General features: G+C 70.0%; 18 protein-coding genes and 1 pseudogene. 11 read left to right on the top strand and 8 right to left on the bottom strand.

The annotated features are described in order from the left end of the window. Positions 1–103 (top strand): annotated as a pseudogene (locus tag VFA06_RS25795) (mismatch-specific DNA-glycosylase); the annotation flags it as partial. 244 nt (positions 104–347) lie between these two features. On the opposite strand, the gene VFA06_RS02080 reads toward VFA06_RS25795, so the two are convergent. Beyond that, entirely contained in the window at positions 348–1,427 is a 1,080-nt protein-coding gene (locus tag VFA06_RS02080) for a Zn-dependent alcohol dehydrogenase (protein WP_324838625.1), read from the bottom strand. A gap of 174 nt (positions 1,428–1,601) precedes the next feature. Between VFA06_RS02080 and VFA06_RS02075 the strand changes: the two genes are divergently transcribed. The 5 genes from VFA06_RS02075 to VFA06_RS02055 all read left to right on the top strand — a co-directional run bounded on the left by VFA06_RS02075 (position 1,602) and on the right by VFA06_RS02055 (position 5,936). Continuing rightward, positions 1,602–2,036 carry a MarR family winged helix-turn-helix transcriptional regulator gene (locus tag VFA06_RS02075; protein ID WP_324838624.1) on the top strand — a complete coding sequence of 145 codons (435 nt, stop codon included), beginning with the start codon at positions 1,602–1,604 and terminating at the stop codon, positions 2,034–2,036. Between the two features lie 160 nt (positions 2,037–2,196). Beyond that, on the top strand, positions 2,197–2,631 hold the full coding sequence (gene tsaA, locus VFA06_RS02070) for a tRNA (N6-threonylcarbamoyladenosine(37)-N6)-methyltransferase TrmO (protein ID WP_324838623.1): 435 nt from the start codon (positions 2,197–2,199) through the stop codon (positions 2,629–2,631). A gap of 133 nt (positions 2,632–2,764) precedes the next feature. Next, a complete protein-coding gene (locus VFA06_RS02065; protein ID WP_349260015.1) occupies positions 2,765–4,150 on the top strand; it encodes a glycosyltransferase family 4 protein in 1,386 nt (461 codons plus the stop codon). Beyond that, positions 4,144–4,857, top strand: a complete 714-nt coding sequence (locus tag VFA06_RS02060) for a class I SAM-dependent methyltransferase (protein WP_324838621.1) — start codon at positions 4,144–4,146, stop codon at positions 4,855–4,857. The genes VFA06_RS02065 and VFA06_RS02060 overlap by 7 nt, the downstream gene beginning before the upstream one ends. After that, positions 4,854–5,936, top strand: a complete 1,083-nt coding sequence (locus VFA06_RS02055) for a prenyltransferase (protein ID WP_324838620.1) — start codon at positions 4,854–4,856, stop codon at positions 5,934–5,936. Before VFA06_RS02060 ends, VFA06_RS02055 begins: the two co-directional genes overlap by 4 nt. Positions 5,937–6,031: 95 nt before the next feature. Here VFA06_RS02055 and VFA06_RS02050 read toward each other — a convergent pair whose 3' ends face one another. Beyond that, positions 6,032–6,886, bottom strand: a complete 855-nt coding sequence (locus tag VFA06_RS02050; RefSeq protein ID WP_324838619.1) for a DUF5753 domain-containing protein — start codon at positions 6,884–6,886, stop codon at positions 6,032–6,034. A gap of 430 nt (positions 6,887–7,316) precedes the next feature. Between VFA06_RS02050 and VFA06_RS02045 the strand changes: the two genes are divergently transcribed. Further along, on the top strand, positions 7,317–7,778 hold the full coding sequence (locus VFA06_RS02045) for an ATP-binding protein (protein ID WP_324838618.1): 462 nt from the start codon (positions 7,317–7,319) through the stop codon (positions 7,776–7,778). A gap of 251 nt (positions 7,779–8,029) precedes the next feature. Here VFA06_RS02045 and VFA06_RS02040 read toward each other — a convergent pair whose 3' ends face one another. Continuing rightward, a complete protein-coding gene (locus tag VFA06_RS02040) occupies positions 8,030–8,176 on the bottom strand; it encodes a hypothetical protein (protein ID WP_324838617.1) in 147 nt (48 codons plus the stop codon). Between the two features lie 176 nt (positions 8,177–8,352). On the opposite strand from VFA06_RS02040, the gene VFA06_RS02035 reads away from it, so the two are divergent. After that, a complete protein-coding gene (locus VFA06_RS02035) occupies positions 8,353–8,592 on the top strand; it encodes a DUF397 domain-containing protein (protein WP_324838616.1) in 240 nt (79 codons plus the stop codon). A 415-nt stretch (positions 8,593–9,007) separates the two neighbouring features. Continuing rightward, on the top strand, positions 9,008–9,853 hold the full coding sequence (locus VFA06_RS02030; protein WP_324838615.1) for an SAM-dependent methyltransferase: 846 nt from the start codon (positions 9,008–9,010) through the stop codon (positions 9,851–9,853). A gap of 33 nt (positions 9,854–9,886) precedes the next feature. Here the strand turns inward: VFA06_RS02030 and VFA06_RS02025 are convergent, their stop codons facing one another. Further along, positions 9,887–10,558 (bottom strand): class I SAM-dependent methyltransferase, encoded by a 672-nt coding sequence (locus tag VFA06_RS02025; protein ID WP_324838614.1) that lies wholly within the window; start codon positions 10,556–10,558, stop codon positions 9,887–9,889. A 36-nt stretch (positions 10,559–10,594) separates the two neighbouring features. On the opposite strand from VFA06_RS02025, the gene VFA06_RS02020 reads away from it, so the two are divergent. Further along, positions 10,595–11,212, top strand: coding sequence for a histidine phosphatase family protein (locus tag VFA06_RS02020; protein WP_324838613.1), 618 nt, complete (start codon positions 10,595–10,597; stop codon positions 11,210–11,212). Positions 11,213–11,356: 144 nt separating this feature from the next. After that, on the top strand, positions 11,357–12,007 hold the full coding sequence (locus VFA06_RS02015; RefSeq protein ID WP_324838612.1) for a L,D-transpeptidase: 651 nt from the start codon (positions 11,357–11,359) through the stop codon (positions 12,005–12,007). 58 nt (positions 12,008–12,065) lie between these two features. Here VFA06_RS02015 and VFA06_RS02010 read toward each other — a convergent pair whose 3' ends face one another. The 4 genes from VFA06_RS02010 to VFA06_RS01995 all read right to left on the bottom strand — a co-directional run. Continuing rightward, positions 12,066–13,181: an SUKH-3 domain-containing protein gene (locus tag VFA06_RS02010; protein ID WP_324838611.1), complete on the bottom strand. Its 1,116-nt coding sequence runs from the start codon at positions 13,179–13,181 to the stop codon at positions 12,066–12,068. Then, complete coding sequence (locus VFA06_RS02005) at positions 13,172–17,134, bottom strand: DUF6531 domain-containing protein (RefSeq protein WP_324838610.1); 3,963 nt, start codon at positions 17,132–17,134, stop codon at positions 13,172–13,174. The genes VFA06_RS02010 and VFA06_RS02005 overlap by 10 nt, the downstream gene beginning before the upstream one ends. Before the next feature lie 3 nt (positions 17,135–17,137). After that, positions 17,138–17,914, bottom strand: a complete 777-nt coding sequence (locus VFA06_RS02000) for a hypothetical protein (RefSeq protein ID WP_324838609.1) — start codon at positions 17,912–17,914, stop codon at positions 17,138–17,140. A gap of 110 nt (positions 17,915–18,024) precedes the next feature. After that, the coding region (locus VFA06_RS01995; RefSeq protein WP_324838608.1) for a hypothetical protein at positions 18,025–19,262 on the bottom strand (1,238 nt) is incomplete at its 5' end.

The following is a 19,262-nucleotide window of genomic DNA, read 5'->3' as shown; positions in this document are numbered from 1 at the left end:
GCTGTGGGTGCTCCCCAACCCGAGCGGCCTCAACGCGCACTGGACCGCCGCGACGCTGGCCGCGGAGTTCGCCAAGCTGCGCGCCGCTGCGGACGAGGGCTGACTTGGTTGCCGGCGGCGACCGTGGCGAGCGGTTCGCCTGGCGGTGCGGTTTTCTTCTAGCCGCCCGGTTTCGGGTGTGCGCGCGCAGCACCGAACCAAGGCCGCGTCGCGACCGAGCACTAGCGAGGGAGCAGAGCGGGGGAGGCGGTGGGCGCTCTTCAGCGCGTAGAGCCGACAAGCGCAGCGAGGAGGCGGAACGCGCGTACACCCGAAACGGATTGGACAGCGCCGGAGGGAATGGCCCGTCAGAACTCGATGATCGAGCGGATGCCCTCTCCAGCGCGCATCTGGTCCAGGGCTTCGTCGACTCGCTCGACCGGCAGCCGCGCTGTGATCATCGATTCCAGGTCGAGCCGTCCGGCGCGCCAGAGGCGGACCAGGCGTCCGTACTCGACGCGCACGTCCGCGCCGCCGTACCAGGTGGGGAGGATGCGCTTGCTGTCGTAGAAGAGTTCTGCCATCGAGAACGACACCTGATCGTCCCGCGCTCCCGCGCCGACGACGACTACGGCGCCGCCGCGGCGGGTTAAGTCATAGGCCTGACGGACCAGTCCGCCGCGGCCTACGCACTCGAATACGTAGTCGAAGCCGCGCTGGCCGGTCAGTTCCTCTCGCGCCGCTCTCGCGTCTTCCGGGGCGACTGCCCGGGTGGCTCCGAAGCGCGCGACCAGTTCGCGCTTGGGCTCGCTCGGGTCGATCGCGACGATGTCCGCGGCTCCGGCGATGCGCGCGCCCTGGATCGCCGCGATGCCCACTCCCCCGCAGCCGATGACCGCGACCGTGGATCCGGGCTCGACCCGCGCGGTGTTCAGCGCGGCGCCGACGCCGGTCGTCACGCCGCAGCCGATCAGTGCCGCGACGTCGAAGGGCACGTCCTTCGCGACGGGAACGGCACACTGCCAGGGCAGCACCACCTCCTCCGCCCACGTGCCCGTGCCGCACATGCCGTACAACGGAGCGCCGTCGGCGACGAAGTTGGCCGTCAGCGCGGTCTTGGCGAACAACTCAGTGCACAGATTTCCTTCGCCGCTCAGACAGTCGGCGCACCTGCCACACGGCGGCACCCAGCACACGATGACGTGATCGCCGGTGTTCAACCCTGGCACCTGTTCGCCGACCTCGACGACCTCGCCGGCGCCCTCGTGTCCGAGCACGAACGGCTTCTTGTTCGGCAGCACGCCGGCCATCGCGGACAGGTCGGAGTGGCACACCCCGCTCGCCTTGATCCGTACCTTCACGTCGCCCGGCCCGAGCGGACGCGTCGTCACGTCGGCCCGCACCTCGGTGCGCTCCTGGCCGCCCTTCCGCACCAGCGCCGCCCGCATATCGACCGCCTGCCTTTCCTTAACCGACGCGCTTCGACGTAGATGGCCGCGACCAGCGCTGCCTCGACGCCGTCTCGACGCTGGCTCAAAGCTGCCTGGCCTGAAGGACTGTACTGACCGGACCCCGGGGTTTGGAATATTTCATCTGCTTAACCTTCCGGGTACCATGGATTCATGCGGCGTGACCCGATAACCCGTGAGGTCGTGGACCTGATCGCCGACATGTCGACCCGGTTCCACGACGAATACGAGGCCGCGGCCGCGGCTCACGACCTCACCGGCGTGCAGGCGAAACTGCTGGGCGTGGTCGCTGACCACCCGGTGCCGATGAATCAGATCGCGACGGTGCTCAAGTGCGAACCGTCCAACATCACCGGCCTGGTGGACCGGCTGGCGGCGCGGGGCCTCGTGACTCGGCAGCCCAGCCCGACCGATCGCCGGGTCAAGCTGGTCGCCGCGACCGCGGTCGGCGCAGAGGTGAGCGGGAAAGTCTGGGCGAACCTGGACTTCGCCGCCGAGCCGCTGGCCGCGCTCAGTGAGGACGAGCGCCGCACGCTACGTGACTTGCTGCGACGGATACAGGAGGGCGTCGCAGCGCCGGTCGGCTGAGGCCACGTCCCGATCCCGCCCGCCGAACAGTGCGCACTGCGGTCGGCAGCGGGCGGGCGCACTGGTGAGGAGCGAAGAAGCGCAGGATCGGAGAAGCGCAGAACCGAGAAGCGCAGGAACCGAGAAGCGCGGCCGGGGGCGATTGCGTACCGTGACGGCCATGGATGCGGCTTCCCCCGACGCGGCAGCGCAGTTCTCCGTCCGACCCGTCGGCCGGGTCCGGTCTCCACTCAAGCGCCGCGAGGACGCGCCAAGGCAGGGTGACGAGGGCGCGCCGGAAGCGTGGCTCGACTTCGCACCGGAGTTCGCCCGCGCGGCGCAAGAGCTGCGGGCGAACACGGATGTCCTGGTGCTCACCTGGCTGGACCAGGCGCGGCGGGACGTGCTCGCGGTACATCCGCGCGGGGAGACCGACCGACCGGAGACCGGGGTGTTCAGCACCCGCTCGCCGGACCGCCCGAACCCGATCGGGCTGCATCGGGTGCGTATCGCGGAGGTGGCCGGCCTGAGCCTTCGGGTGCACGATCTGGAAGCGCTCGACGGTACGCCGGTCATCGACGTCAAGCCGGTGCTCGGCGGTCCCGAGGAGCGGTGACCTGCCATCCCGGCGACACGCCCCCAGGTTGTTACTGCCTGGTAGCATAATCCGCCCGTAGTAGCATTCACTTTTCGCGGCGGCACCCAGGGAGTCGGACGTGGATCAGGTCGGGCAGTCCGGCGCCCGGAGCGTGGCGAACGCGCAGGCAGCGCGGGGTTCGCTGCGCATCGCGCTGCTGTGTTACCGCGGCAATCCGTTCTCCGGCGGCCAAGGGGTTTACGTACGCAACCTCTCCCGTGAGTTGGCCGCACTCGGCCACCGGGTGGAGGTCCTCGCCGGCCAGCCGTACCCGATCCTCGATGAGGGCGTCGGCTTCACGCCGGTGCCCAGCCTCGACCTCTACCGCGAGCCGGACCCCTTCCGCACGCCGCGGCCCGGCGAGTACCGGGACCTGATCGACCTGCTGGAAGTCGGCACCATGTGGACCGCCGGGTTCCCCGAACCGCGCACCTTCTCGCTACGGGCCGCACGCCTGCTGGCCGCGCGCCGCGGCGAGTTCGACGTGGTGCACGACAACCAGTGCCTCGGCACCGGTCTGCTGCGGCTGCCCCGGCTCGGCTTCCCGACCCTCGCCACCGTGCACCACCCCGTCCAGGTCGACCGGGGGCTGGAGCTGGCCGAGGCGCGCGGTTTCCGCCGCGTCTCGCTGCGCCGCTGGTACGGCTTCACGCGCATGCAGGCCCGGGTCGCCCGCCGGCTGCCCGAGATCATCACGGTGTCCTCGTCCTCGGCGGCGCAGATCACCGAATACCTCGGGGTACGGCCTGAGCGCATCACCACGATCCCGATCGGCACGGACGTCGAGCGCTTCTCCCCCTCTCCCGCCGTGGCGAAGGTCCCCGGCCGAATCGTGACTACGGCCAGCGCGGACTCGCCGCTCAAGGGGCTGGCAGTGCTCGTAGAAGCGTTCGCGAAGGTGCGCGCCGAGCACGATCACGCGCAACTCGTCGTGGTCGGCGCCGCCAAGCAGGGCGGCGCGGTCAGCCGGGCGATCGAACGCTACGGCCTGGAGCCCCATATCCGGTTCGTCTCCGGGATCAGCGAGGACGAGCTGATCGATCTGCTGCGCTCCGCCGAAGCCGCCTGTGTGCCCTCGATCTACGAGGGCTTTTCGCTACCCGCCGTCGAGGCCATGGCCGTTGGGCTGCCGCTGGTTTCCACGACCGGCGGCGCGATCCCGGAGGTCGCCGGGGCCGACGGCGAGACCACGCTCGCCGTGCCACCGGGCGACGCGCCGGCGCTGGCCGCGGCATTGACCCGGGTGCTCGGCGACGCGCAGCTGCGCGCCCGGCTCGGCGCGGCCGCACGCGAGCGCGCCGCGTCCCGGTTCACCTGGCGTGCGGCAGCCGTGGCCACGGCCGAGCGCTATCAGGTACACATTGACGCGCGGCGCGGCGGCGGCCGCGACGTATCGCTGAGCCCGGATCACGTGCTCGGCGACGGCCGCCTCTCGGAACACGGGTTCGCAGACGCCGAACTCGAAAGGTTCGCACAGGAAGGCTCCCCCGCATGCTGACCGTCGATTTCGACCGGTTCCCGGTCGGACCGGGCGACCGGGTGCTGGACCTGGGCTGCGGCGGCGGCCGGCACGCGTTCGCCCTGCTGCGCAAGGGGGCGGACGTCGTCGCGCTCGACTATTCGCTCGCTGAGATCGAGTCGGTCAACGCCATGTTCGCGGCGATGCGCGCGGAGGGCGAGGTTCCGGCGGACGCGCGGGCGGTGGCGGTGCGCGGGGACGCGTACCGGCTCCCGTTCCCAGACGATTCGTTCGACGTGGTCGTCGCGGCGGAAGTCCTCGAACACTTACACGACGACGCGCGCGCCTTCGCCGAGTTGCGCAGGGTCCTGAAGCCCGGCGGCCGGATTGCGGTCACCGTTCCGCGCTGGTTCCCCGAGAAGGTCTGCTGGGCGCTGTCCGACGCCTACCACGAGGTCGAGGGCGGCCACGTCCGGATCTACCAGCGCAGCCAAGTGCTGCGCAGGCTCAAGTCCGAGCGCCTGCGCCCATACGCCATGCACCACGCGCACGCGCTGCACTCGCCGTATTGGTGGCTCAAGTGCGCGCTCGGCGTGGACAACGAGAAGGTCGCGCCGGTCCGGCTGTATCACAAGCTGCTGGTATGGGACATCATGAAGGCGCCGAAGCTGACCCGCATCGGCGAGGCGATGCTCAATCCGGTGCTCGGCAAGAGCCTGGTCGTCTACGCCGTCAAGAGCGCATGACGGCCGCGCACCTGGTCGCGGCCGGCCTGCTCGACGCGCCCGGCATAGCCAGGACCGTCGGCGGCATCAGGGCTCTGCAGCGGCCGGACGGCGCCATTCCGTGGTTCGCCGGGGACAAGCTCGACCCGTGGGACCACGTCGAGTCCGCGATGGCCCTGGACGCCGCGGGCGAACACGAGGCGGCGCGCCGCGCGTATCTGTGGCTGGCCCGGACGCAGAACGCTGACGGTTCCTGGTTCGCGAACTACGCCGACACGCCTAATGGCGTATCAGTGCTCGCGGTCACCGACAAGACACGCGAGACGAACTTCAGTGCGTATCCCGCGGTCGGCGTTTACCACCACTACCTCGCCACCGCGGATCGCCGCTTCCTGGCCGAGCTGTGGCCGACCGTCGTCGCGGCCATCGAATTCGTGCTGCGGCATCAGCGCGCCGACGGTGCGATCCGATGGAACCCCGACAGCGACGAGGCGCTGCTGAGTGGATCCAGCTCGATGTACCAGGCGCTGCGATGCGCCGTCGCCACCGCGACCGCGCTCGGCGAGAACCAGCCTGGGTGGGAGCTGGCCCTCTCCCGGCTCGGCCACGCGCTCACTTCGCACCCCGAGCGGTTCACGCCAAAGGACCGTTACTCGATGGACTGGTACTACCCGGTCCTCGGCACGGTGCTGCGCGACGAGGCGGCCCGGCGGCGTATCGACGAGGACTGGGACAGGTTCGTCGTCCCGTCGTTGGGCGTCCGCTGTGTGGACGACCATCCGTGGGTGACCGGAGGCGAGAGCTGCGAGCTGGCGATCGCGCTGTGGGCGATCGGCCGGGAGCGGCAGGCGCGCCGGTTGCTCGCCGATATCAGCACACAGCTGCGCGACGAGGAAGACGGGATGTACTGGACCGGCTACGTGTTCGCCGACCTGGCGATCTGGCCGCGGGAGAAGACCTCGTGGACGGCCGGCTCGATGCTGCTCGCCCTGGCCGCGCTCGGCGGCGAGCCGGCGACGCGCGCGGTCTTCGGCGGCGAGTCCCTGCCGATGCCGCTGCCGGTCGAGTGCGTCGCCGAGTCCTGCGTTTCAGCGCGCTGATACCACCGGGGAACGCGAGGCTGCCAGACGGTCCTCAGACGGCCGCACAGGGTCGACCGGCGCCCGCTTGAGGATCCGGCCGCGAACCGGCCGAGTCAGGGGTTGAGCAACGCCTTCAGGGCTTCCAGCGTCGCCTCGGGATGCAGCGCGTCCACGGAGATCCGGTCCATCGCCCGCGCGTACTGCTCCACGTCCTCCGGCCGCTCGATGTACTGCGCTCCGGTCAGGTGCTCGAGGTAGACCACGTCCGGCAGGTCCGCCTCGGCGAACCGCAGCAGCGTGAAGGCGCCGCCCTCGGCCGCGTGCGCGCCCACCGAGTAAGGCAGCAGCTGGATCGTGATGTTCGGCCGCTCCGCCTGCTCGATCAGGTAGGCGATCTGAGCCTTCATCACCTCGGGTCCGCCGATCGGGCGGCGCAGCGCCGCCTCGTCGAGCACCACCCACAGGATCGGCGCGTCGTCCCGCTCGAGCGCGGCCTGCCGCCGCTGGCGCAGCTCGATCCGGCGCTGGAGGTCGGTCGCGCTCTGCGCCCGGTTCGAGGAGAGCACCGCGTCGACGTACTGCGGGCACTGCAACAGGCCGGGCACGAACTGCACCTCGTAGGTGCGCACGACCGAGGCCGCCGACTCCAGGCCGATGAAGGCCTCGAACCAGGACGGCAGCACCTCGCTGAAGCTGTGCCACCAGCCCTGCGCGTTCGCCTCGCGTACGAGGTCAAGCACCTGGTCGCGCTCCTTGCCGTCCAGCACGCCGTAGAAGGTCAGCAGGTCCTCGACGTCCCGCTCCTTGAACGAGACCTTCCCGGTCTCCAGGCGGCTGATCTTCGACTCGGTGGCCCGGATGTGGTAGCCGGCCTCGCGCATCGAGATGTTCTTGGACTCACGCAGCCGCCGTAGCAGGGACCCGAGGAGTATGCGGCGCACCGTCGAGCTGTCGCCGACTCCGTCCATCCGCTCCCTCTCCCCGTCCGGGGCCGTACGGGCGCTGCCGCGCGGCGTCTGTTCTACCGGTTCCCGCTGTTCTCACGGCCGGGCGAGGCGTAGTGCCCGGCGGCGCGGACGCGGCGTCGCGGCATCCGGCGTGGAGCCAGTCTGCCACCGTCCCCCGGAGAATTGAAGTTCTCTTCGAGCAACAGGGCGTGACAAGACGTCACTCGGCGCTACGATGCACTTGCATCGGCATTCGTTACGTTTGCAGTTGCATCGGCTCTTGCTAAATCCCAAGAATGGGCGAATGCTGATTCACACCGAGCGTGTGCCGCACCCACCGGAGCGCGAACGGAGTACCGCCACACCGTGTACTACCAGCGAGCAAGCCGAGTACGGCAGGCACCACCAGCACAGTCGTCGCCTCATCCGCCTCGACCCCACGGACGCCCATATGTCCATCGCAACCTCCATGCAGTCTGAGTCCACGCGCGCCGACGAGGATCGGCCGGGGGAACCGGTACGCAGTGCCGGCCTCGACCTTCCCGCGTCGCCACAGTCGGCGGGCACGGCCCGCAGGTTCGCCACCGCGGCGCTGGCCGAGTGGCGGCTCACCGCCCTGGCCGACGACGTGGACCTGGTGATCTCCGAGCTGATCACGAACGCGCTGCTGCACGCTCGCGGTGACCGGCGGGCGGCCGCCGGCGCCGGGATCAGGCTCGACCTCGAGTACGACGGCAAGGCCGTGACCTGCCGCGTCGCGGACGGAAGCCCGCTGCCTCCGACCCCGGAGCAGGCCGGGGACACCGCCGAGTCCGGCCGCGGCCTGCTGCTGGTGGACGCGCTGTCCGCCGCCTGGGGCTGGTCCCACGAGGCGACCGGAAAGGTCGTCTGGGCACGCTTCGACGTGCAGTGACGCCACCGCGTCCGAGCACTTGCAGGGCACGAACCTTCACGCAAGACAGCATGCACGAGGCGTACCGGCCTCGTTTCGAGTGAACTGAGCCGCCGCGCAATCGGGCTTGCCGGCGGCACTCTCGCATCCAGGCGCCCCGCGCCGCGGCGCCCTCTCGAGCTCCCCAGCGCGATGTAGGGAGCCCGGCCGATCGAGTTGGCATCTGCAAATGCGGCCGCAACAGCCGGCGCGGCAAGATCGCTGAAACACCGTCAGAAGATCGACTTCGGGCCGTTCCCCCGCGCGGGAAGGGCCTTTTTGGCGTGCGCCAGGATTCGCCAGGGGCGGAACTCTGAAGATTTCCAGATTTTTTGCTGATGCACGTGCATCAGCACTCGCATCCGCAGTATCTTCTGCATGGGACGTACCGTGTGAGCCATCAGCCGCTCCCGCACCTACGGCGTGTCCGGGACCGGCGCGCGACGGCTCAAGTCCCCCGGCGGACGTTCCTACATCCCCCACATCCCGCCGCGGCCGGAACCATCAGCCCTGACGGGTCCACCCACCGAAGCGGAACCTGAATCCGGGAGCGAAGATGACCATTCCCACCCCCTACAACGGAATTCCGGCGACCGACCTGATCGGCGCCGCCTGGCGCAAGAGCAGCCACAGCAACTCGCAGGGCAACTGCGTCGAGTTCGCCGAGCTCGCGGACGGCTCAGTCGCGGTGCGCAACTCGAGGTTCCCCGACGGGCCGGCGCTGGTGTACACCCGCGCTGAAATCAGTGCCCTGCTGGCCGGCGCCAAGGACGGCGAGTTCGACGACCTGGCCTGATCGGAGCGCTTGCCCGCATTCGGCGGGTTGGCCTCCGGTCGGCGTTCGGCGGTCGTGTCCGCCGCGAAGCGGGAGCGACGCCGAAAGCCGGAAGGCAGCGAAAGCAGTGGAAACGCAGTCCCGGTAATGCGCGAACTGCGATGAAACGACGCGGGCCGGCCTCGGTCCCCCACCCCGGGCCGCCCTGCCGTCGGGCCCCGCCGCGGCTGACCAGCCGTCAGGCGCGGCGGGGTCGACGACGGTGAAATCAGTGCTCAGACGATCTCGGGCGACCGCCGGCACTGTGGCGGGCCATCGGAATGGTCCAAAAGGTACCGTGATACAGCCGCGCGGCGTACCCTTCTCAGGAAGAGCCGACAAGGGTCGGCGGCGCGGAGATCTGAAGCGGCGGCGGACGGATCGGGGAGGCGGCAGGATGGTGGACGGGCACACGCCCTGGGACCAGGAGCTCGCCTCCAATTGGGAACCGCCGCAGATCGACACCTCGGTCCCGCACCCCAACCGGATGTTCAACTACCTGATCGGCGGCAAGGACCACTTCAAGGCCGACAGGGACGCCGCCGAGGCGCTGATCAAGGCTCGTCCGGACACCGTCATCACCGCGCGCGCCGCCGAGGCGTTCACCCGCCGCGCCGTGCGCAAGCTGGCCGAGCACGGCATCCGCCAGTTCCTCCAGATGGGCGCCGCGATCACCATCGCCAACAGCAACGATCAGGCGGCCGGCGAGAGCGCCCCGGACACCCGCACCTTCGTATACGTGGCCGACGACCCTATCTCGCTGGCCCACGCCAGGGCCCTGCTGGTCGGCCGGCCGGGACCGCCGGTCACCGTGATCGGCGGCAACTTCCGCGAGCCGCAGGACATCCTCTCCCGCCCCGGCCTGATCGGGAAGCTCGACTTCGACCAGCCGGTCGGCCTGCTGCTGTTCGGGATGCTCGACTACATCGCCTCGGACCGGCGGGCCAGGCGCGCGCTCGACTACCTGATGCAGCGGGTCGTCCCGGGCAGCATGGCAGCCCTCTTCCACGTGGTCGAGGTCGAGTCGGAGGAAGTCAACAACGCCCTGGACAAGACGCTGGCGCAGGACCAGATCGAGCTGACCCCGCGCACCGCGCAGCACGTGCACGAGCTGGTGCAGGGCTACGAGTTCATCGATCCCGGCCTGGTGCCGATCACCAACTGGCACCCGGACGGCACCGGCCCCGGCCCGGAGCTGGCCGAGCGCACCGCGGCCATCGGCGGCGTCATCATCAAGCGCTAGGACATGCCGAACAAGGCGCGGCACAGGTGCGCGTCACAGTCGGCGCAGCACCCTGAGCGAGCCGGTACCGCTCAAATCCGGGTCCTCCGCGAACCATCCGGTCTCCAGCGCGCGCACATAGATCCGGTACGGTGCCTGTCCTCCGTCCGCCGGATCGGGAAAGACGTCGTGGATGGCCAGTAAGCCGCTCGGAGCCACCAGGGGCGCCCAACCGGCGTAATCCGCCTGCGCGGCTTCATCCGTGTGCCCGCCGTCGATGAACACGAAGCCGAGCGGGGTGCTCCACAGCGCGGCCACCTCGGGCGAGCGCCCGACGATGAGGATCACGTCGCGTTCGACCCCGGCGCGAGCCAGCGTCCGGCGCGCGCCCGGCAGCGTGTCGAGCAGCCCGACTTCGGGGTCGACCAGGCCGGGATCGTGATACTCCCAGCCCGGCTGGTGTTCCTCGGAACCGCGGTGGTGGTCCACGGTGAGCAGCTTGCGGCCGTGCGCCCGGGCCGCCGCGGCCAGCAGGATGGCGGATTTCCCGAGATAGGTGCCGACCTCCACGAGCGGCCCGACCCGCGCGCCGTCCAGCGCGGCTGCGTATAGCGCCCGCGCCTCGTCCTGCGGCATGAAGCCGGTCGCCTCGGTGAACGCGGCCCACACCCGCTCGTCGATGGTGTGGGCTTCGGCGAGCGGTCCGCTCCCGTTCGTCTGTTCCATGCGGCCCATCCTGCCAGGGAGCGCTAGCGTTGCAGTATGGGAGAGATCATCCTGCTGCGGCACGGCGAGACCGAATGGTCCAAGAGCGGACGGCATACCGGGCGCACGGACGTGCCGCTGACCGCGGAGGGCGAGGCGCGGGCGCGGATGGCCGGGAAGGCCTTGTCAGGGCGGAACATCGTCGCCGCGTGGTCCAGTCCGGCGGTGCGGGCGCAGCGCACGGCGGAACTGGCCGGGCTGCCGGTGCAGGGCGTCGACCCGGACCTGTGGGAGTGGGACTACGGCGGATACGAGGGCCGCACCACGAAGAACATCCAGCGCGTGCGGCCCGGCTGGTACCTCTGGTCCGACGGGGTGATCTCCGGCGGCCCGGACGGTCCCCCGGGTGAGAGCGCGGATCAGGTCGGCGAGCGCTGCGACCGGGTGATCGAGCGAGTCAAGCCCCTGGTGCTGCCTGGCTCGCCGGACGCGCTCGACGGTGACGTGGCTTTGGTCGCGCACGGGCACGTGCTGCGGATACTGGCCGCGCGCTGGCTCGGCCTTCCGGCGGCGGCCGGCGCCTATTTCATCCTCGGCACGGCGGCGATCTGCGCGCTCGGATTCGAGCACGCACGCCCCGGCATCGTGCTGTGGAATCAGAACACCTGCGTCTAGCCGCGTCTCTTTTCGGCGCTATTTCGACACAGCGCGATAACGGCCGCAACCTGCGCAGTTCCCGAGTCGTCTTGAAGTTGCCACAGCGAAGAGCATTGCCATAGCCGTGGGGGCGGACGGTCCGAGAGAAGTGGGTGGTGCCAGGTGCGACGAATATCCCAGGTTCTAAGAACGCGCGTGCTGGCCGGCGCGGCGCTCGCCCTCGCGAGCGTCACCGCCGGTTGCGCGGCCCAGGCCAACGCGTCCCCGGCCGCTGCGGCCAAACCGCTGACGACCACGTCGGCGAACTCCCCTTCACCCGTGGCCGCGGCGCCTTCGCCCTCGTCGGCGCCCGCGACCAGCGCGGCGCCTCAGACAACGCCGAGCACGGCCAAGCCGGTGATACCGGCCACCGTGCCGTCGACTCGCAGCGCCGCGCCGCCTCAGACGGCCGCCAAGGCCCCCGGCGTTCCGTGTTCCGCGGGCGCCGTGGCCTGCATCGACCTGTCCAGGCAGCTGGCCTGGTTCGTCCGCGACGGGAAGGTCGTGCGCGGTCCGGTGCGCGTCGCGACCGGCCGCTCCGGCTACGGAACCGAGGTCGGCACGTTCCACGTGTACCGCAAGAACCTGATGTGGTACTCGACGATCTACAACAACGCCCCGATGCCGTACTCAGTGTTCTTCGACGGCGGCGAGGCGTTCCACGAGGGCTCGGTGTACGTGCGCTCACACGGCTGCGTGCATCTGAGTGCGGGCAATGCCGCGTGGGTCTTCAACTTCCTGCACATCGGCGACGAGGTACAGGTGGTCTGGTAGCTCCAGCGGCGGATTCAAGACCCGGCCCGAACCGGCCGGGTCAGCTGGATCCGGTGTTCTACAGGTGGTGGCCACGGTGCAGCGCGGCGGCGCCCTGTCGGCGCAGCGCCTCGGCCATGTCGGCGGCGGTGAGGTTGTCCACCTCGTACGCGCCGCCGTCCTCGAACGCTGTGATCGGCGTCAGGCATTGGCTGGGGCCGAGCGGGCCGTGGGCGTCCTGGTAGGCCCGCGCCCAGTTGTCCACGGCCTTCGAGTGCAGGAACGGGTACTCGAACAGCCACGCGGCCCACTCCTCGAGGGTGCGCCCCAGACCACCCTCCCGGTCGCCGCTGTCCGGATCGAACATCACGATCCCGCCGTTGACCAGGTCGAATGCGTACTGCTCGCCGAGGAGACTGCGGCCGAAGCAGAGCAGGTTGTCCGCGCGACCGCCGTACGCCTCCTTCCACACGCCGGGATCGTTCCACGCCCACAGCTCAGGACCCTCGCCCGGACCGCCGAGCCGGTAGACCCTCAGGCCGCCGTGGAACGCGGTGAAGCCGTTGCGCACGCTCAATAGCGCGGCCAGGTCCGGCGGGAGCAATGGGTCGGGGGAACCGGCGAGTTCGGGTCCGGTGGGGCCGGACGCCTGTGCCAGCAACGCGTCGAGCGCGCTGGCGTCGCCGCCCGCCGCCGTGTCGGTGTTGCGGCGGTCGTCGAAGAAGCCGGGCAGCGGGATGCGCCGCTCGTCCTCGCGTCCCTCGCACAGGCTGTTGATCGCATCCACGGGAGTGTCCCCCACGTGCACGAGAGTGTCCTCGAACCCCGCGTAGACAGCGCCCGACGGTGTCATCACCAGCGTCATGTGGCCCGAGAAGGCCTCGCCGATAGGACAAAGCGGCTCGCCGACGCCCTCGGCCCATTTGGCGACCGTCGCCGGGAAGATGCCGCGCGCCGCTTCAGCCGCGTCGAAATGACAGGAGTCGTTCTCCTGCGGCACGCGGAAGTGAGGATAGGTCAGGCGCAACCCGCCGAAGCGCGCGAGGAATTCCCGCACCGTCTCGGACACCGCGTAACCGTCGGCCTCCAACTGCCGCAAGTGCGGGCCGATGTCAGTGCGCCGTTGTGCAGTCCACCCCGCGCGCGCGAGGCACGCGCGCGCGTGCCGTCCCAGGCCGCCGTCCGTCAACTGCACACCTCCTTGGCGCCTCGCAGGGCGAGCTTGCAGTTCCGGCACGAGGGCTCGTACGTGCCGGAGCGCACCCTGAACGTCGAGTATTGCAGGTCCTCGATCTTCGCCCCGTTGAGCAGCGCATCGTTGACGGCGTTGAACTCCGCGCAGTTGCCCTGCCTCCATTTCTCCAGGGTGGGGCCGTCCATGCGGCTTTTGAGCAGTGAGTGGATCCGGTCGGGAACCTGGCCGCTGACCCCGCGGTAGGTGATCCCGGTCCGCTGATCGATCACCACGCTCGCCATCGTGGGGGGATCGACGTTGGCCGCCAGGCTCCTGGCGAGGACTTGCGCCGCGTACTGCCTCGCCTTGGTGCCTACGACGCTCAAGCCCAGCGGGTCCGCCGCCCGCAGCGGGTTGTCGACGTATCCGTAGTTGTTCGGCGACGGGTCGAGTCCCAGCGGGTCGGCGGTCGCGTAGTGCCCGGAACGCGGGTCGTAGTAGCGCCGGAAGTTGTAGTCGAGGCCGGTCTCCGGATCGTGGTACTGGCCCGGGAAGCGCAGCGGGCAGTCCGGCGCGTCCGGATCCGGCGTGCCCGGCAGCAGCTCGCCCCAGAGGGTGGCCGAACGCCGCCAGGCGACCGCGCCCGGTTCCGTGACCAGCTCGGTGGGCGCGCCGACGAGATCGGCGACGACAGCGTGGAACCGGCGGTCTATGAGCTCCTGCGGGGCGTGGACCAGGTAGCTGCGGCGGTCCTGGGTCAGCGGGGTCCACGAGCCCAGCTCGTAGTCCCAGGAGATCACGTCGACCTCGGGTGCGCCGGCGCGCATGTGCTCCTGTTCGGCCAGCACCGTGCCGTCCCAGCAGAACCGGATCTCCTCCGCGACAGCTCCATCCTGGTCGAGACGCTGCTTGGCGACGCGACGGCCGAGCCCGTCGTAGCGGTAGCGCCAGCGCTCGCCAGTGGCTGTCACCGCTTCAGTCATCTGGTCGTTGACGTTGTATGCGTACGTCCAGACCTTGCTTCCGCCGGACAGGGTGCGCACGGTCTTCCTCGTCAGGCGTCCCTGCGCGTCGTACTCGTAGTACGTGCGGCCGGCGCGGCGCAGCAGGGTGCCGGCCAGTTCGCGTTCGCCGGCCGTGGCCGCTTCCGGATCGCGCGTGTCGGCGGAGTACACGAGGTTCCCGGCCACGTCGTACGCATAGGTCTCACGCCATGTCGCGGCGGTCACGGCCGTCACCCGGCCGACCGGGTCGAGAGTGTATCGGCGAGTTCCGTCGCCCGAATCGGTGACCGAGTCCGGCGTGCCCTCGGCGCGGTAGGTCCACAGGCGCTCGAGCACGACGTTCGCCGTCCGCGCTTCCTGCGGTCCCTGCACGCTGAGCAGCCGCTGCGCGGTCACCCGGCCGGACGAGTCCCACTCCCGCGTCAGCGCCGTGTCCGGGCCGAACCAGCGGTGCGTCTCGCGACCGCCCGCGTCGTGCCCGAAGTCGATCCGCCGGTCCCCGACGCCGCAGCTGACCGGCCGGCCGGCCGCGTCGTACGACCATACCGAGGAGCGTCCGCTCGGCGTGGTGCGCGTGGTGCGCCGACCGAGCACGTCGTAGGTGTTGACCAGCGCCCGGCCGTCGACCGTCTCGGACACGACACGGCCGTGGGCGTCACGCGCGAGTTCGAGCACGCAGTCTGGGGTCGCCGCGCGGACCAGCTCCCCGTTCGCGTTGTAGGCGAAGGCTGCGGTCAGCTCGCCGCCGAGGCGCTGCTCGACGACCCGCCCCGCGGCGTCGCGCACCAGCTCGACGCTCTCGCCCGCGCTGTTGACCCGGCGCACCACCCTTCCGGCCGCGTCGAAGTGGTACACGAGGCGGCGGCCGTTGAAATCGGTCTCGCCGATGAGATTTCCGGCCGGGTCGTACTCATAGCTCCAGTGCGCACCCTGCGGGTTGGTCACCCTTGTCAGCTGCAGCTGCGCGTCGTGGGTGAAGACATAGCGCGCGCCGTCCGGGTCGGTGCGCGCGGCCACAGTGTGGAAGGGCCCATATTCGAAGGTGGTCACCGCGCCGCCCGGGTCGGTGTGCCGGACCATGTTCCCGTCGGCGTCGTACTCCCACGACTCGCGCTCGCCGCCGGCGTACTCGGCGCCGACCTGATTGCCCTCGCCGTCCCAGGTCAGACGGGTTTGCGCGCCGACCGGGTCGGTGATCGATACGACGCGCCCGCGCGCGTCCCGCACGATGGTCCAGGTGTTCCCGAGCGGGTCTGTGAAAGAGAGCGGCAGCCCGGCCGCGTCGGACGCGAACACCGAGACGTTGCCCAGCGCATCGATCACCTGGGCCAGTGCGCCGCGCTCGGTGTACGTATAGCGAGTCGTCGCCGCGTCGGGAGCCGTCGCCGCGATCAGGTTGCCGCGTTCGTCGTATTCGCATCGCCATTCGGTACCGTCCGGCGCGCGGGACAGGACCGGCAGGTGTGCGTCGTCGTACTGCGTCTCCGTGACGCTTCCGTCGGGCTCTTCGACGCGGGTGGCGTTGCCGTGCTCGTCCAGGGTGATCCGGGTCTGCGCGCCCAATGCGTCCGTCGAGGACAGCAGGCGCCCGTAGCGGTCGTACTGGGTGCGCGTGATCGCGCCGAGCGGATCGGTTATCGAGGTGACACGGCCGTGTTCGTCGAACCGGTAGACGGTGGAGTTGCCCAGGGAGTCGGTGAGCGTCGTCGCACGTTCGTCGTCCGCATACGCGAAGTCCGCGGCCAGCGCGCCGTCCTGGCCTCCGACGCGCACTACTCTGCCGTGCTCGTCATAGGTGTACGTGTGCCGATATCCGGTGCGGTTGATCCAGGCGGTGATCCGGTCTTCGTGGTCATATTCGAATACGAAGGGCAGGCCGGTCGAGTTGACCACTTCGACCAGCTGCCCGGTGGGGTCGTACCGGAACTCGCGCAGCGGTACGTCGGCGCCGCCACCGGGGTCCGCCAGCGCCAGCGCACTGATACGAGGGCCACCGCGTGTGTCGATCCTCTCGACGCGCACGCGGTATCCGCCAGTGTGGTAGACGTCCGTAGGCACCCCGTCCGCGTCGCAGACCATGGTGACCCGGTTGCCGTTGCGGTCGACGACAGCCGACAGCGGCCTGAACCGTTCGGGTACCGGTCCGGGAGGGAAGTCCAGGGTGAGCCCGTCCGCGGGCCTGCTGATCTCGATCCGGTTCTCGCGGCGGTTCCAGGTCAGCGGCCAGCGCGGCCCCCGCGTCGGCATGACCTGCTGGCCGGGCTGTGTGGGGACGGGGTAGTGCAGCACGACCCCGTCGTCCGCGGCGTAGTGGATACCGTCATCGTCGATCTCGACCCGCTGGTCGAGAGTAGAGGCCCAGCGGCGGCCGAACAGCCGGCCCGAGCGATAGGCGGACAGGTGGACGCGCTGGAACGTCCACGCCAGCGTGCCGGGCAGTTCCAGGTCCACCTGGCGCAGGAACATCTCACCGGTCGTCGGGTCCACCGGGTCCTGACAGCCGACGCGCACATCCAGCGGGTCATCCTGCCCGGGGCCGTCGTGCAGCGTGGGTTCGTTGTCGCCGCCTGTGGGCTCCGAGGAGGTGCGCGACCCGTTCAGTTCCCCGCCGCCGCCTGCGCCGGGGCGGTCGCCATAGGCGTTGTCGTGGATGTCGTTGAAGGCGCCTGCGATGGTCTCGTCGGTGTGCTGCATGCGATCGCCGTTGGCCTTGCCGCGCACGCCCATCTCGGAAAGTACGCGTCCGCCCTCGGTGAACACCTTGCCGGCCGCGCCTGTCACGTCCTTGGCGGCCTCGGCGATGACCGCACCGACGCCGGATTCGTCGCCCGAGCAGTGTTCGGCGAGCGAATCGTGCACCTTCGTCAGTGCCGTGCCGAGCTTGTTGACTTGCTCGCCGAACTGCTTGACGGTCTGGAAGGCAACCTGCAGGGTCTGGTAGTCGTACATGATCGGGTCTTGGCCTGACACCGCTCAGCCCTCCCGGCCGGTTACGCGGTCCCCGCTACTGGTGTCCTGCTTGGTCAGCTGACCCGGGCCGGTGATGCCGAGCCCACTGGGTCCGAGCGGGTCCGTGGCCATGGAGCCGAGCTGCGAGCCCATTGTGGACACGCCCTGATTCAGGCCGCTGTGCGCCGCGTCGAGCACCCCGCTGAGGTCCACGCCCTGGTTCACGCCGAGGGCGTTGCCCAGCAGCTGCTCGGCCAGGTTCAGCCCGGCCGAGGTCAGCGTGTCGATCACCGGGGCGAGCAGCGCTTGTTTGATCTGGTACTCGACCTGGTCGATAGCCTGTTGGATGATCCCGTTGACGATCTTCTGCGTGGCGATCTCCAGTGCGACCTCCCCGGCGGCCGCGATTCCGAAGGTGGCCACCGAGGCGGCGACGTCGGCGGCGGTCTCCGCGGCGAACGCGACGAGCTCCGCGATCGCGGCGACCTTCATGCCCTCCACGATGACCGCGCAGGTGTCCATCGCCCCGGCCAGGATGCCCAAACCCTCCTCCAGGTCGGACAGGTGGCCCTTGACCACCTTTTCCCACAGCGCCTGGAACACCTTGAGCGACTCGGAGGAGTTCACGCCCAGCATTTGCTCGATCTCGGCCATCGCCCCGGACTTGTGCGCGGACAGGTCGGCCGAGAGTTTGCGGAACTCGTCCCCGGCGTGGCGCAGTTCGTCCTCGTCGATGTTCGGCCAGGTCACCCCGATCGCGCCGAGCACCCACACCAGTTCGTTCGGCAACACCACGCCCACCGCGACCACCCCTCGTGCAACTGGCCCCCGACCGGCCGAGTAAGCGTCATGCTACGAGAAGAGCAGCACCCTGGAAAGGTTGCCCGCGCGAAGTGGGCTGACCGGCCGGGTCAGCTGGATCGGGTGTTCTTCAGGTGGTGGCCGAGGTAGCCCACGATGACGCAGCCCGTCGAGCCGTTGGTGTCGTCGAGATAGTGCAGCCGTGGGGCCACCTGGCCCGAACTGCCGATCTTTATGTGCGCCCAGAACTCGGTGTATCCGGACTCTGATACGGAGCGCGGCACCCGGAACCGGCGCTGCTCGGCCATCCGCGGATCCTGCCTGACCGTGTCAGACTCCTGCGCCGCGACCTGGGTGGCCGGGTAGATGCGGCCGCCGTGCCGCGAGTCCTCGCAGTACATCCGGAACCCGCCGCCGTCCCAGCCACCCGCGCGGCGCAGGGCGACGTAGGCGTCGAGGGCGGCCAATGCCTCACGGGCCTTGGCGGCGAAGGTGGCCGCGTCCTTGTGCTGGCCGAGCGCCCGCATCGGGCCTTCCTCCGCGGTGACCAGCAGGTTGGGGAAGTCGCCGAAGGAGTCGATGAGCAAGTCGAATGGGCTCGGCTCCGGCTCCGCGGCGGTGACCACGCCGGCGGCGTCGCCCTCCCCGACCACCTGCGCGCCCGCCGTGCCGGACCCGTTCATGGCGCAGGGTTGCAGATCCCTGCTGAGCCGACGCTGGCGCGCCTCATCCGCGCGTTGCTGCTCGTTCGCCCGGAACAGCGCGTCGCCCACGTCGGCCAGCGGTTCGGGCAGCGGGGCCGCGGCGGTGGCCTGCCGGATGCGGTGGGTCAGGATCGCCTGGACGGCGTCCATCTCGTAGTCGAGCCGGTCGCCCTTGAGCACCGGGTGCCGCTCGCCGTCCTCGCGCGAGGCCGGGTCCACCAGCGGGTGGAAGGTGCGCAGCGCGGCCGTGGTCCAGTGGTATTCGAACTCGTTGTTGAGCTTGTGGCCGGCCTCGTCGTCGAGCAGGTAAAGCGAGGCAATGCCGTGCAGGTACCTGGTCGCCTCGGTGAAGCGGTCCCGCCACTGCTCCAGGTCGTCGCCGTCGGCGGGCACCGCCACCACGGCGGGCATCCGCCGCCCGGGATCGCATAACACGTTGATCAGATCGTCCACGGCGCGCGCGGTGATCGTCTGCGGGCAGGTGGTCAGCCGGGCCGGGCCGTCGGTGGCGGTCACCGCCTCGAGCACCAGGCCGGTCAGGTCGGGCGTGCGTACCCGCTCGTCTATCGGCGTGGAGGGGTCCGAGCCGCGTGCCGACACCTCGATGAGGAAGTAGCCGTGCTCGCGCAGTTCCTTGTCGGGCC

Origin of the sequence: Actinocrinis sp. (genome assembly GCF_035653575.1) — a bacterium.
In the GTDB taxonomy this organism is placed as follows: Bacteria; Actinomycetota; Actinomycetes; order Streptomycetales; family Catenulisporaceae; genus Actinocrinis.
Note: the sequence above shows the minus strand (reverse complement) of the source record. Positions and strands in the feature narration are given on the sequence as shown.

Coding starts and splice junctions, on each gene's coding strand:
- VFA06_RS02080 (WP_324838625.1), bottom strand. CDS start 1,427: ATGCGGGCGGCGCTGGTGCGGAAGGGCGGCCAGGAGCGCACCGAGGTG.
- VFA06_RS02075 (WP_324838624.1), top strand. CDS start 1,602: ATGCGGCGTGACCCGATAACCCGTGAGGTCGTGGACCTGATCGCCGAC.
- tsaA (WP_324838623.1), top strand. CDS start 2,197: ATGGATGCGGCTTCCCCCGACGCGGCAGCGCAGTTCTCCGTCCGACCC.
- VFA06_RS02060 (WP_324838621.1), top strand. CDS start 4,144: ATGCTGACCGTCGATTTCGACCGGTTCCCGGTCGGACCGGGCGACCGG.
- VFA06_RS02055 (WP_324838620.1), top strand. CDS start 4,854: ATGACGGCCGCGCACCTGGTCGCGGCCGGCCTGCTCGACGCGCCCGGC.
- VFA06_RS02050 (WP_324838619.1), bottom strand. CDS start 6,886: ATGGACGGAGTCGGCGACAGCTCGACGGTGCGCCGCATACTCCTCGGG.
- VFA06_RS02045 (WP_324838618.1), top strand. CDS start 7,317: ATGTCCATCGCAACCTCCATGCAGTCTGAGTCCACGCGCGCCGACGAG.
- VFA06_RS02040 (WP_324838617.1), bottom strand. CDS start 8,176: ATGCAGAAGATACTGCGGATGCGAGTGCTGATGCACGTGCATCAGCAA.
- VFA06_RS02035 (WP_324838616.1), top strand. CDS start 8,353: ATGACCATTCCCACCCCCTACAACGGAATTCCGGCGACCGACCTGATC.
- VFA06_RS02030 (WP_324838615.1), top strand. CDS start 9,008: ATGGTGGACGGGCACACGCCCTGGGACCAGGAGCTCGCCTCCAATTGG.
- VFA06_RS02025 (WP_324838614.1), bottom strand. CDS start 10,558: ATGGAACAGACGAACGGGAGCGGACCGCTCGCCGAAGCCCACACCATC.
- VFA06_RS02020 (WP_324838613.1), top strand. CDS start 10,595: ATGGGAGAGATCATCCTGCTGCGGCACGGCGAGACCGAATGGTCCAAG.